The 13097-nt window shown below is 39.7% G+C and carries 12 protein-coding genes, 1 tRNA gene, 1 pseudogene and 1 CRISPR repeat array; of the genes and pseudogenes, 4 read left to right on the plus strand and 10 right to left on the minus strand.

The window, feature by feature from the left end:
- Nucleotides 1-49: 49 nt before the first annotated feature.
- Both ACTXGK_RS19515 and ACTXGK_RS19520 read right to left on the minus strand, forming a co-directional pair.
- Nucleotides 50-1312, minus strand: a complete 1263-nt coding sequence (locus ACTXGK_RS19515) for a hypothetical protein (protein ID WP_443516460.1) — start codon at nt 1310-1312, stop codon at nt 50-52.
- Entirely contained in the window at nt 1309-1818 is a 510-nt protein-coding gene (locus ACTXGK_RS19520) for a hypothetical protein (protein ID WP_443516462.1), read from the minus strand. The genes ACTXGK_RS19515 and ACTXGK_RS19520 overlap by 4 nt, the downstream gene beginning before the upstream one ends.
- A gap of 2171 nt (nt 1819-3989) precedes the next feature.
- Between ACTXGK_RS19520 and ACTXGK_RS19525 the strand changes: the two genes are divergently transcribed.
- A complete protein-coding gene (locus tag ACTXGK_RS19525; RefSeq protein WP_443516463.1) occupies nt 3990-4829 on the plus strand; it encodes an AraC family transcriptional regulator in 840 nt (279 codons plus the stop codon).
- Between the two features lie 53 nt (nt 4830-4882).
- On the plus strand, nt 4883-5485 hold the full coding sequence (locus ACTXGK_RS19530) for a LysE family translocator (RefSeq protein ID WP_443516466.1): 603 nt from the start codon (nt 4883-4885) through the stop codon (nt 5483-5485).
- A 318-nt stretch (nt 5486-5803) separates the two neighbouring features.
- Here ACTXGK_RS19530 and ACTXGK_RS19535 read toward each other — a convergent pair whose 3' ends face one another.
- The 6 genes and pseudogenes from ACTXGK_RS19535 to ACTXGK_RS19560 form a co-directional block, all read right to left on the minus strand.
- Nucleotides 5804-6025, minus strand: coding sequence for a helix-turn-helix domain-containing protein (locus ACTXGK_RS19535; protein WP_443516468.1), 222 nt, complete (start codon nt 6023-6025; stop codon nt 5804-5806).
- 151 nt (nt 6026-6176) lie between these two features.
- Nucleotides 6177-7532: a CRISPR direct-repeat array (repeat unit 28 nt; unit sequence TTTCTAAGTCACCTATGCGGTGAGGAAG).
- Between the two features lie 44 nt (nt 7533-7576).
- Nucleotides 7577-7696: pseudogene (locus tag ACTXGK_RS19540) on the minus strand (type I-F CRISPR-associated endonuclease Cas1f); the annotation flags it as partial.
- 178 nt (nt 7697-7874) lie between these two features.
- Complete coding sequence (locus ACTXGK_RS19545; RefSeq protein ID WP_443516470.1) at nt 7875-8195, minus strand: hypothetical protein; 321 nt, start codon at nt 8193-8195, stop codon at nt 7875-7877.
- Nucleotides 8196-8205: 10 nt separating this feature from the next.
- A complete protein-coding gene (locus ACTXGK_RS19550) occupies nt 8206-8496 on the minus strand; it encodes a hypothetical protein (RefSeq protein ID WP_443516472.1) in 291 nt (96 codons plus the stop codon).
- A complete protein-coding gene (locus ACTXGK_RS19555) occupies nt 8493-9689 on the minus strand; it encodes an Arm DNA-binding domain-containing protein (protein WP_443516473.1) in 1197 nt (398 codons plus the stop codon). The genes ACTXGK_RS19550 and ACTXGK_RS19555 overlap by 4 nt, the downstream gene beginning before the upstream one ends.
- Before the next feature lie 11 nt (nt 9690-9700).
- Nucleotides 9701-9916, minus strand: coding sequence for a hypothetical protein (locus tag ACTXGK_RS19560; protein ID WP_075107543.1), 216 nt, complete (start codon nt 9914-9916; stop codon nt 9701-9703).
- Between the two features lie 117 nt (nt 9917-10033).
- On the opposite strand from ACTXGK_RS19560, the gene ACTXGK_RS19565 reads away from it, so the two are divergent.
- Nucleotides 10034-10261, plus strand: a complete 228-nt coding sequence (locus tag ACTXGK_RS19565; protein WP_075107579.1) for a helix-turn-helix domain-containing protein — start codon at nt 10034-10036, stop codon at nt 10259-10261.
- A 229-nt stretch (nt 10262-10490) separates the two neighbouring features.
- On the opposite strand, the gene ACTXGK_RS19570 is transcribed toward ACTXGK_RS19565, so the two are convergent.
- Nucleotides 10491-10567, minus strand: a tRNA-Val gene (locus ACTXGK_RS19570).
- Between the two features lie 313 nt (nt 10568-10880).
- On the opposite strand from ACTXGK_RS19570, the gene ACTXGK_RS19575 reads away from it, so the two are divergent.
- A complete protein-coding gene (locus ACTXGK_RS19575) occupies nt 10881-11858 on the plus strand; it encodes a glutathione S-transferase family protein (protein WP_443516475.1) in 978 nt (325 codons plus the stop codon).
- 123 nt (nt 11859-11981) lie between these two features.
- Here the strand turns inward: ACTXGK_RS19575 and hemB are convergent, their stop codons facing one another.
- On the minus strand, nt 11982-12989 hold the full coding sequence (hemB, locus tag ACTXGK_RS19580) for a porphobilinogen synthase (protein ID WP_443516477.1): 1008 nt from the start codon (nt 12987-12989) through the stop codon (nt 11982-11984).
- Nucleotides 12990-13097: the final 108 nt, after the last annotated feature.

The raw sequence follows: 13097 nt of genomic DNA on the forward strand, positions 1-13097 counted from the left end.
GGACCTGTCGGTAATACCTAAGCTGTGTTCAATGTAATACTTTTTACCTTTAAGGATTGAAAATCCTAGGATGACCGATATAGCCGGGTATTAGTAAGGACTTAACTGGAAGGCTAGTAAGCATCGATAGCAATAAAATGCCAGCACAGGTTTTATCAGTCTCTGATTCTGGTAAGGTGCTAGCGTCTTGGTTGAGTGCAGCAAATAACGCTTGGTAGCCGGCAAGGGAGAGTAAACGCGTGTTAGAGTTAAGCGCGAGATTGCGCTGAGACATGTAGTTTTGCTGTAGCGATAAATCTATAGTTTGGAGCGGTATAGAGTTTTTGAATAATGGATTTGGATATTCGCCATAGCTGACATAGGGTGCTTCATAGTGGTCAATACGCTCTTCAAAGCTGGTGGTTAATCCTTCATGGCTTTCAGTATTAGCTTCTAAAAATGCAAGATCTATGGCGATAGCGCTTTGTTCTATATCATCACGTGTGGTACCCCATGCATCATTGCTAGGCGTGGTATTCCAGTTGTGACTCGTTGCAGTAGAGTCTAAGAGCAATCTCGATGTGTTGTCTGCTAAGTTGATGGCTTTAATTTTAATATGTTTAGGTGGCTTCTTATGCTTGGGTCTAGGCTTGCGTAACGCATGCGCATTTTTATATGCGGTCGTTATTTTTTCTATTTGGCTCAGTTTATCTTTTGCTATTTTCTTTTCTTTGGTATGAATAGCTTGCTTATCACTTAGTAATTCAAATGTGCTTTTTTGCTGCTCTAATAGATCAGTGAAAATGGTGCATATGGTTTTCACACTCATGGTCATTTGAGGTAAATCAGGTAATTCCCGCCAAATCCATATTCGTCTAGGAGATGACGAAAACTGTGCCTGTTTGAATTGCATCAGTATATTTTTGGTGTGTTGTTTTGTACTATGTTGCATCAGTAGTACGCTGGTATGCATTGCTATGGCTAGCCAGATTAACCGTTTCTGCAGGTAGTCATGCTGATGTTCATTGATAGAATGTTGCATGAGAATAAGCAATTGCATGATGAGTGGTTTTTTTGCCAATTCTGATCTACTAATAGTCAGAGAAAGCCGAGGAACTGGCCTTCTTTGTAATACCTGTAATATTAATCTTAGTAGGTTTTGGTGATTATCATCTGGCTGGCTATAGCTATTGTGTACTGCTAAAGTGATCTCAGATATGGCAGTCGATACTGCTTCTGGATATATAAAATTTTGGTCATTATCAATTTTTTTAATGATTTCTATTAATGCTTTCAGATTAAGCCCACGCTCTTCATGATTATTCTCAGTCATAAAACACCCTCAGAAGGTCGCTTGTAATAAGTTTGTGCATTTATCTTTATAAGCTGACAAAATGTAGTAATAGCAAAAATATTTTTGCCAAATAATTTTTGGTTTATCTCTTGATCAAAGATCTGATTTAGCTGCGAGTAAACAAGCCTGATATCTATTGTCTTGTTATGTTGAGCAATGAGATTGATAAGCTCGTAAAAGCTGATGTCAAAATCAAACTGATTCTTTGATATATATTTCACGGCTACTTCTTTTCTTAGTACATCAAAATCAATATAAGGGCTTTTTGCTATATGAAATAGCTCAAAGTTATTAAGCAAGAACCACTTTTCCTCCTCTTTTATAAAGCAGGTAAGTTTTGAGCAAGCATTACTTTGCTCAAGTTCGATAGCCTGGCTATTCAGAAGTGGTCTGATATGGCAGGTATAAATATTAAACAGACTAATGATTTCTGGATATACAAGCACATTCAGTGTTTGTAGCTTAGCGATCGATAGTGATTTCATATCTTTCCCACTAAGATATAGAGTTGATGACTTGGTCGTTACATCCTGTGTAATGACCTCCACTAATAATTTACGAGGATTAGTAAACAATTGAAAGCCAGTTTGTGAGGTTTTGAAGCAAAAACTTGAACTAAGCGACAGCTAATGACGCCTTGCCATAATTTTGAGCTTTTATATAGAATCTATGATGATCTTATCTGTAGTATTTTAGGAGTTTAGCTAGAGCTTATAGGTGTATGAATGGATAAGATAACTAGAAAAGTAGTTTAGGCTGATAGCTTAGGGTGGAAAGTGGAGACAAAGCAGAATACTATTTGAAGAGTAGAGAGTGGATATCGGGTATAGATCGATATGTACTTAAATAACTATCTGGTAGGTAGGATAAATGCCACTTAGAGTAGAACTTTATGATGAAGACGCACAGACTGCTTATATGTTTCTAAGTCACCTGAGCGGTGATGAAGTCGTAGTCAGCGCCAATGTCGTCAATTTTTTTCAATCTTTCGGCAAAGAACCAACAGAGATAAAATTTGATAAAATAACTTAGTTAATTGGCCCTAACGGCTCTGGGAAAACAGCTGTACTACAAGCACTTTGTAAAATGTTTTCTATTGACCTATCAATACGCAGATTGAAAAGACCTGATTTTCACGTTTCTCACAATGAATCTGAAATTCCTAATGAAAGAAAGCTTTGGGTAGAAGCAAATTTTGAGTTACCTGAAGTAGCTAATTTTTCAGATCGCATTTCAACTACTATACCACCTATGTTTAATCATATGAGCCTTAGTAGTATCACAGGGCTTCCTATTATAAGGTATCGGCTCGAAGCTACTGTGGGATAGAAGGCTTTGAATAAGCAGTACCATGAGCTATCAGCCAATATTCATAAAAAGCGAGAGTTAAAATAGGTTATCGTAACGCTGTTGACAGCTTTGGGAGACAGATAAAATAGCTTAAACATTGCAAGGTTTGTTATCTAGTCGCTCTCCAGAGAGCCAAGCTTGTATTCAAGAAATAGCGGACTGCTTACTATTAGCTATTTCCAAGAAAGAAAAAGTGTTAAAAACACTAAATGACGCGCTATCACACAAAATGACGCAGAAATCGAGAGCCCAAAAAATAATGAGAAATGGTTAATGGGCAACTATCGCAGATTTTGCGACAGTTACACCATTTTCTAAAATGCAGTTATCGCAAAAATTGCGATAACTGACTCAACTTATGAAATGGAAAGAAAAATGTCTGATGATCGCCCTATCCTTGTAAGTGAAGCCGAAATTGCGAAGCGCCGGCATAGCAACGCACTGACTGCAGGTAGCTTTGCAGTAGACAATATACCTTCGAACCCTGACACTCAGTACCTTTTTGACGATTTTGTGGAAGGTAGAATTGCTACCAATGAGGAATTAATACAACTGTTACATGCTCATTATTCTAAAATAATAAACCCACCTAAGCCTTGATGGTTTAGATACATACCCTTTTAGCCTCCATTAGTTATGCTTTTACTTTACTAATGACAATCCAAAATCGAGGATTTACAGTCGGAGTCAGCAGGCGTAAAAGAGTTAACAACACTAAATGACGCAGGAACGTACGCTGTTTTTTAGAGCGTCTATTGCTCCTCTGAATTTTATTGAGTATACCTATGGCTAACCAATCAGTCCTCCATTGATTCGGTACCCTAGTGAGGAATTGAACGTTAGAGTATAGGGTAATGGTATCAACGATTTAACTCACTGAAATAGTCACAGTGTACTTGATGGTGTACTTACCATACATACTCTATTCGTAATCGGTGCACTATACAGGTATCAAACTATTAGTGTTAGATACGGATTTAATGACTATGTAATCGATAAAATGGATAATTCTCATTAAGCTTTCTGATTAAAATCTCTCAAGTTAGTTTATAGATGATTGTCAGCATAGCTCAATGATGATTAAGGCCAATCCTGAACACGTTCAACATACCCATATTTAACAAGATTCGTATGAGTGTAATCAATATGAGCACGATAATCTGTCTCATTTTGAGTCCAATGTTCCCAAAACCTACGAGCCATACATGTATAGATTCTCATAATAAGAAATTAAAGTGCACAAATCTTCTAGAAAAACCTATCATGATGAGTATGATTAAAGCAGAATTTATTGATAGAAAAAAATATGCGCCACTACAATCAAAAAGACTGGTATGAGCTTAATAGAGACCCCTGCTCTAGAATAGAAACCATTCGAGCTCATTTTACAGGACATGCTTATGATCCTCATTGGCACGATAGCTATTTAATTGGGGTTACTGAACAGGGTGTGCAGCAATTTAAGTGTCGCGCCAAGCAACAGGTATGTGTGCCAGGAACCAGCTTTTTGCTAGATCCAGAAGAAATTCATGATGGTACTGCCCCAAGTGAAGATGGTTTTACTTACAGAATGCTATTTATAAGCCCAGAGTTATTTCAACAGCGTATTCGACAGTTATTCCCAAAGGTTCCTGATAATTTTGAATTTAGGGTCAATAAAACGTTATCTCAAGATAATCTACTATCAGCTAGTATCTCATCCGCTTTTGCAGCCATTCACTATCAAGAACCTAAAATAATTCAAGATGCCTGTCTTGATCAGATGATGAAACAACTTACTGAGCACATGTTTTGGCGCAAAACGACAGAGCAGCATACCGATTCTGTAAATATTGCACTATTAACTCAAGAAATATTACATGCTAATTTGAATGTTAATATTGGTCTTACAGAGATAGCTGAGACACTGAAAGTCAATCGTTTCCATCTCACTCGTTCGTTTAAGGCTATTTTTGGTCTTGCCCCACATGCTTATCTTATTCAATTACGATTAGTACGAGCAAGAGAATTGCTTGCGCACGGGGAAAATCCTGCTGATGTTGCTAATAAGTTATGCTTCTCTGATCAAAGTCACATGGGACGATGGTTCAAACGCTGCTATAGATTTACTCCTGCAGAGTATCAACGTCGCACATTTATTCTATAAAGCTAAATGAATACAAGGCAAGATTAGCTTTTAATAAATGCGGTGAGTGTTCAATGATAAGCTTGTATTTTAATTTTTGTGTATTTGCCTTTGTAGCGTCTATCACTCCAGGACCTACCAACTTAATATCATTAATGATCGGTTCCAAACAAGGTGTCCCAGCTGCGATTCCTTTTGTTATTGGTTCATCCTTTAGTGCAGCTTTGATTTTGTGGTTATCAGGCTTTGGGTTAACCTCACTATTTATAGACTTTCCATTACTACAAACGCTGATAACTTGGATTGGCGCTTTATGGATGAGCTGGTTAGGCTGGAAGTTATATCACTCTACCACTCATTCACATTTGCCAGTACCGTCGAAAATAGCAGGTTGGGTTGAAGGTGTGATCCTACAAGTAGTGAATCCAAAAACTTGGATCATGGCGATTACTGTCAATGCTATCTTTACTACATCCAGCTCTGAGTATTCCATACCACTTTTTTATTTAGCACTTATTTTCTTTATTGTAGCGATGTCTTGCTTGTTAAGTTGGAGTTGGTTGGGTCAAGCGGCAAAATCAATTAATAAATTTTCTGAATGGGAGCATTTAATTAACCGCTCACTAGCCATTTTATTAGTCGTTATCGTATGGTTATCCGTATTTATGATGCAATAATATCTTTTCTATAGTTATTTCTCGTAAACTTGAAGAACACTAATTACGCAATACCCGAGTCTCGATGCAATTTTATATTCATAATAAAATAGTAGATTGAAGTAATTTTATGGGTATACCCTAGCGGAACCACCTAAAAAGTGCCAAAAACCAATTAATAGACCACTTAAAATAGACTGCTATAATGGAACCACTTCAAACAGACTATGAAAGTGCCTATGTTGATCAAAACATATTTGAAACAGACGACTAAGCAGCTATATACCTAACCCTAGGTATAATCTAATCAATCCCCAAAAGTATATAATTTCACGAAATCTAGTCTGAACCTTGGACTAGATCCTGTATCTCAATATCTAACGCATCACATATCTCATATGCTTTCTTCAGAGTAATATTTTTTTCACCACGCTCAATGTTTCCCATATAGCTACGATCAATACCTGCCATCTCCGCTAATCTTTCTTGGGATATTCCTTTGCTTTTTCGCATCTCACGGACACGCTTTCCAAAGGCAATCATACGCTCATCTGTTGTCATCTCATTAACCACTGCTAAAGTGTAGTGGCATAATTAAATCGGACCATGTTTAAGAGGTTATACTATCTTAGAGAGAATAATTGGTATGACTACCAAACGTCGCGAATATACCCGAGAATTCAAATTAGAAGCTATCAGCTTAATAAGGAGTTTTATAAGTCACCTATGCGGTGATGAAGTTTACCCAGTCTTTAATGGCGGTCGCTTGTGTTTTCTAAGTCACCTATGCGGTGAGGAAGTTGTGACTACTGGTATGACCGCCACCGTTACATTTCTAAGTCACCTATGCGGTGAGGAAGGCATTTTGCGATGAAATGCTTGACTTACTAAATTTCTAAGTCACCTATGCGGTGAGGAAGCTCCAGAGGGTGATATGTCTATTACAACTTTATTTCTAAGTCACCTATGCGGTGAGGAAGGAAAGGAAAATAAGCAGCTGCGTTACCTGTGATTTCTAAGTCACCTATGCGGTGAGGAAGCAGCTCTACAAGCAGCTTCACGAGTGGGGTGGTAAGTTGTTTTCTAAGTCACCTATGCGGTGAGGAAGTAGAGCTTGTAACAATTTATGGAGATATGTTATTTCTAAGTCACCTATGCGGTGAGGAAGAATCTAGGATTCAGTGGTAGGCAGATTGCTAATTTCTAAGTCACCTATGCGGTGAGGAAGAAGCCTTTCTTGATATCAATAGGCTTATCTTTTTTCTAAGTCACCTATGCGGTGAGGAAGTTCATATTCCAACATGCCTGATGGTGGATTAATTTCTAAGTCACCTATGCGGTGAGGAAGTGCCCTCAGGACTAATACCGTTCAGTAATATATTTCTAAGTCACCTATGCGGTGAGGAAGCCCCTACGCCAAGCGTCAATTATCTGCGTTATTTTCTAAGTCACCTATGCGGTGAGGAAGCAAACTCAGCACCGCCTATCTCACCTGTCACTTTTCTAAGTCACCTATGCGGTGAGGAAGTAGATGCCTTTACGCTATCCTTGCACAACTTATTTCTAAGTCACCTATGCGGTGAGGAAGCTCGACTGGATTCATTGCTAGCGATCCGATTATTTCTAAGTCACCTATGCGGTGGTGAAGGCTTTGCCTGTATTAGCAATCATACTCTCAACTTTCTAAGCCACCTATGCGGTGGTGAAGGTACTAATCAGTAAAGAGCCATCGACACGTGATTTCTAAGCCACCTATGCGGTGGTGAAGTGGGCGTTACGTCAATTCGATTTAGTATATAATTTCTAAGCCACCTATGCGGTGGTGAAGGCCATGGTCAACGCCACTGCGATAGCATGTGCTTTCTAAGCCACCTATGCGGTGGTGAAGCTACCTCCTGCATCACTGTGAGCATTTCAAGCTTTCTAAGCCACCTATGCGGTGGTGAAGGTAAGGCTAGCTGCGCCCCCAGGCTTTTTAGGTTTCTAAGCCACCTATGCGGTGGTGAAGTTGCGGTATGGGCGGCAAGATCAGCCCATGGCTTTCTAAGCCACCTATGCGGTGGTGAAGGCGAGGTCGTATCGATTTGGATCAATACGCAATTTCTAAGCCACTTTTTGCATAACGCGGCAGTGCGAGAGGTAATAGATATTGGCACGTTTGGAGTGCAAGATGGTTTTAAGATCAGAGGAGGCAAAACTATTGTCGGTATAAGCATTGGTAGGTTTTGCCATAATAATTCCATTTGTTAGAAATATCGCCATAATTAAGTCATGGTTTTACATTAACGGAACTATGTTGGTAAAACAACTTATAAAAAAATCTTTACGACAACGGATGTCGTTAAAGATTTAAAAGGCAATAAAAAACCAGACAACCTAAGTTATCTGGCAATAAGTTACCTATAAAAACCTATCTATCTACAATAAGCTGTCCACCAGAAAAGCTGATACATCCTTCACAAAACCAAGAATTCAATTTCCTTGCATGAGGAATATCTGCTGGTACATCTAACTGATAGGGACGACTACAGTACTCACAGCGTATGTCATCCAAATAAACCTGAAATCTCGCAAGCGTGGTAAACAACTCATCAATCTCTATGTTGTGCTCATAACAAAGTAATTCCAAATGAGTGATATAATCATTGGGCGATACATATGACCAATACTCAAGGCACAAACGCTTTGTTGTATCATCAAAAGCTGAATCAAATACAAAGTTTACGCTCATAATATCCTCCTTAGTACCCATAGCCAGCGTGTGGTAGTAACTCGTAAAGTTCACTCTGTAGCTGACTATACATATCATCAACGACATAGTCAGGATTGGCATCTAAGCGCTTCTGAACCCATACCCGCATTGCCATATGATTATCAAAGCTGCTATCCACATTTAAGAAACGAGCCAAACCAGTACCTGATTGAATACAGAGTTCACAAATGAGGTAGTTAGCAATATGATTTGCGTCATTACTGACATAGCTACTAGGTTTAAACGTCGCATGCAATTTATCGTAATCAATCATTTTCATTGTGACGTCTCCTTGTCAGTAGATACCTGAGCAATCTGACTCCGATTGACCAATGCTTCAAATGCACTACCATCTTGCCTAGTCATATTCGGTACGTAACGGCTATACGTATTGAATAGCATCTTGGTCGTAGCGTGTCCCATTTGACTGGCAATCCACTCAGGACTTTCGCCAGCAGCTAACCATAGCGTTGCTGCGGTATGACGAGTCTGATAAGCATTACGCTTCTTCAGACCTAAAATCTTAAGAGTAGGGTGCCAAACACGTTTGTTCACATTGTTATAATCAAGTGGCTCACCGGTATGCGCGCAAAACACATAGTCAGATCGCTTATAAGTGATGGCCTGCTGTTCCTTTAGAGCATCGTAGACCCAAGGTGACATTTGAATCGCACGATAAGACTCTTGAGTTTTAGGAGGAACAATTTTGCCTTTAACATAAGCTTGTTTGATCACAATCTCACGTCGATTAAAATCAATGTTCTCCCACGTTAACCCATCAATCTCACTCGTACGCATACCTGTAAAAAAACGTACCAGATAATAATTGCGATAGTCTGCTCTTACGCCGTTGATAAACGTCCAAACCTCGTTCAGTGTGAATGGTTGAATATCCGTTCTAGGCTGTTTGAGCGCATTGATATCGTAGTAAGGATTATCAAACTGATAGCGTTTCGCTGCTTCTTTTAGTATCATACCTAAAGGTACCATGATCGAATTGATGCGTGCCGCTGACAGATGTTTGTTAGCTTTTCCGTACGTTACTTTGGCGAGCGATGAACGGAAGGCTAATACATCTGTCTTTTTTATGAGATGAATGGGCTTAGTCCCAAACTTAACAATCAAGTACATATCAATAATCTCCTTTATTTTGCGCTTGTAAGTATCACGCCATTCAATTTCTTTTTCAGAGAACCATAATTCTGCAAACTGTTCAAAAGAAGGCGTATCGGTACTAATGCATTCCTTGCGATCGTTTAACGCAACCATCTGTGCCGCTTTATCACTTTTTGGAAAGTACTTAGCGTAGTTGAACAGTCCTAAAACGATTTCCGCTTCCATTTTCTCAATCACTTTTTCAAGCTTCTTGCGATTCGCTGGTGTGTCTGTCAGGTTTGTCGTCTCCCGACAGCGTATACCCATATAGTAAAAATCTACAACAAGCTTGCCGTATCTACTTCTGATACTAGCCATTCTATTTCTCCTTATTGAAGTGCCATGGCATTGACGCTACCGGCGATACCAGTGCGCATATCCTTTTCAATTTCTTCCCAAATGTACAAAATCTTACGACCACCAAATGGACGTATGTAATGAATACCCTCGATAAGCACACTATCCTTGAGCTCATTACGGATAGTACGAGGGTTGTATTTGATGAGCTCAGAAAGCTCTTGGGTAGTTAGGTAGGTATGTGACATAATATGTTCCTTATATAAAGTTTAACCATAATGGTACTTTTAAATACCATAGTTGTAATTTACCATAAATTTATAACTATGCAAGTACTTTTTATAATTATAATTGGAGTTTATAGAATGATAGTTAACCATCTCCCAACTTTGTTAGCTGAAAGAAGGCTAAAAGTAGCGGATGCCGTACGAGCAACAGGGGTAAGCAAGACGACATTACATAAGATATATAATGATCAATCATCTAGAATTGATTTTGATACTATAGATAAGCTTTGTGAGTATTTAGAAGTAGAGGTGGGGGATATTTTTGAATATGTAAAAGAGGATAAAGAGAAAAATACTCAGAAATAGGTTTTAGCTTACAGTTTAAAGTAGAGGTCAAAAAGAGGGTTTTAATTTTAATGGTTTTTAAGGGTCGGTCACGTTTTAGTCACCATTTGGTCACCGTCACTTTTTTAAATGATTTAAATCTGATTGTATAATCATGACTATGAGTCGATGAAGACAAGTATTTTCCGCTACAGCCCATATTTTACGGACAAAAAAAAGCCCCAATCGTGAGATCGGGGCTTTCTAAATTTGGTAGGCATAAGCAGATTCGAACTGCTGACCTCTACCATGTCAAGGTAGCGCTCTAACCAACTGAGCTATACGCCTATTTAGGTTGAGCATTTTAGCAAGTTTCTCAGACTTTGCAAGCCTTTTTTATAATAATTCTATTTTATTATCATAATATTTGATGTTGCGCGCCATTATTAAATATTGCAGTATGTTTTTTATGTATGTTTTCTAAATATTTAATTTAACACGTTTAGTTTTTATTGTTAATAATAGGGTGAAACCTAATGGATCAGCGCCTATAACTGGTATTATATCTCTCTAACAAATGCGATGGTCATAATAGCAATGACTCAAAGTCATTCGTGTTAAACAAGCATTCAATGAAAACTAGAATTAGTCGGAGGATAACATGGGCTTATTGGTAGATGGTAAGTGGCAAGATAAATGGTACGACACGGAAGAAAATGGTGGTCGATTTGAGCGTGAAGATGCCGGATTTAGGAACTGGGTAACGGTAGATGGCAGTGCAGGTCCTACAGGTGTTGGCGGATTTAAAGCTGAATCCGATCGTTATCACCTATACGTGTCGCTAGCCTGTCCTTGGGCACACCGCACTTTGGTTTATCGTAAGCTCAAAGGTCTAGAGGATATCATTCCGATATCTGTGGTTCATCCCTTTATGGGAGAGCACGGCTGGACGTTTACGGAGGGCGAGGGCGTGATTGCTGATCCGCTTATCCATGCAGATTATGCTTATGAGCTTTATATTAAAGCAAAACCCAACTATACGGGACGAGTTACTGTTCCGATTTTATGGGACAAAAAGACCAATACGATTGTGAGTAATGAGTCATCAGAGATCATTCGTATGTTTAATTCAGCTTTTGATGAGGTTGGCGCACTAGCAGGAGATTTTTCGCCAGCATCGTTATTGCCAGAAATCGATGACATTAATGCGTTTGTCTATACGACGATTAATAACGGTGTATACAAGGCTGGATTTTCGACCACACAAGAGGCTTATGAAGAGGCGGTGATTGAGCTGTTTGCTGCATTAGATACACTGGAAGCACGTCTGGCAGATAAGCGTTACCTCACAGGGAGTACTATCACCGAAGCTGATTGGCGACTATTTACCACATTAGTTCGTTTTGACGCGGTTTATGTTGGGCATTTTAAATGCAACCTGCGCCGCATTATCGACTATCCAAACCTGTGGGGCTATCTGCGTGATCTATACCAAGTACCAGGTGTCGCTGAGACAGTGAATATGGAGCACATCAAGCAACATTATTACACCAGCCACGCCAATATCAACCCCACTCGTATCATCCCTATTGGCCCTGCTATTGATTTTACGACAGCACATCATCGTGATCAGCTATAGACATGTTTGCTTTATACATGTGAGTGAGAAAGGCTCAGCATAAATAGAATCTCAATAAAAAACACCCCAGCGACTATGAAGCAGCTGGGGTGTTTTACGATGCAAAAGGCATTTTAATTGATATTAAGCATTGTTTAGCTGACGGGCTGCCTCTAATGCAAAGTAAGTCAAAATACCGTCAGCACCAGCACGGCGGAAACCAATCAGAGATTCTAAAATCACAGCATCACTGAGCCAACCGTTCTGGATAGCAGCCATGTGCATGGCATATTCACCAGAGACTTGATAGGCAAAGGTCGGTACACCAAAGGTGTTTTTGACTTCACGGATGAGGTCTAAGTATGGCTGACCTGGCTTGATCATGACCATGTCAGCGCCTTCATTGATGTCCATAGCGACTTCATGCAAGGCTTCTGCACGATTGCCAAAGTCCATTTGATACTGCTTCTTGTGCCCGCCTTTTAAGTTACCAGCGCTACCAACAGCATCGCGGAACGGACCATAGTAAGCAGAAGCATATTTAGCTGAGTAGGCCATGATCGCGGTATTAACAAAGCCTTCTGCTTCAAAGGCATCACGCATGGCTTTGATACGCCCATCCATCATGTCACTAGGAGAGATGATATCAGCACCAGCACGAGCATGCACAAGGGCTTGCTTGACCAATACTTCGGTGGTTGCATCATTAATAACATAACCACTGTCGTCGAGCAGACCGTCTTGACCATGTGAGGTATAAGGGTCTAGCGCTACATCAGTCATAACGACCATCTCTGGCACAGCGTCTTTGACCGCTTTTATCGTACGTGCAGTTAGGGCGTTTTCGTCATAAGCGGCGCTACCGTCCGGTGTTTTCAAAGCGTTATCGATCACAGGAAAAAGGTCGATGGTTGTGACACCTTCTGCTAACAGTTCTTTGGCATAGTTGATTAGCAAATCAATCGATAAGCGTTCAACGCCCGGCATACTAGCGATGGTTTCGCGCTGGTTTTCACCCTCTAAGACAAAGACAGGGGCAATAAAGTGTTTAGGGTGCAGCTCCACTTCACGAATCATTGAACGTACATTGTCGTTGTAGCGTAGACGACGTAAGCGAGTGGCAGGGTATTGACGGTTAAAGGTATAGCTCATAATAATTCCTTACTATCATTTTAGTAGTTATGGTGTTGCTCGAGTGAAAATTATTTTATAAGTCATTTTTTATAGCGTCATGCTTTATGGCACTGGCTTCTCGAAAAA

It is taken from the genome of Psychrobacter sp. T6-5 (assembly GCF_052258485.2).
Taxonomy (GTDB): domain Bacteria; phylum Pseudomonadota; class Gammaproteobacteria; order Pseudomonadales; family Moraxellaceae; genus Psychrobacter.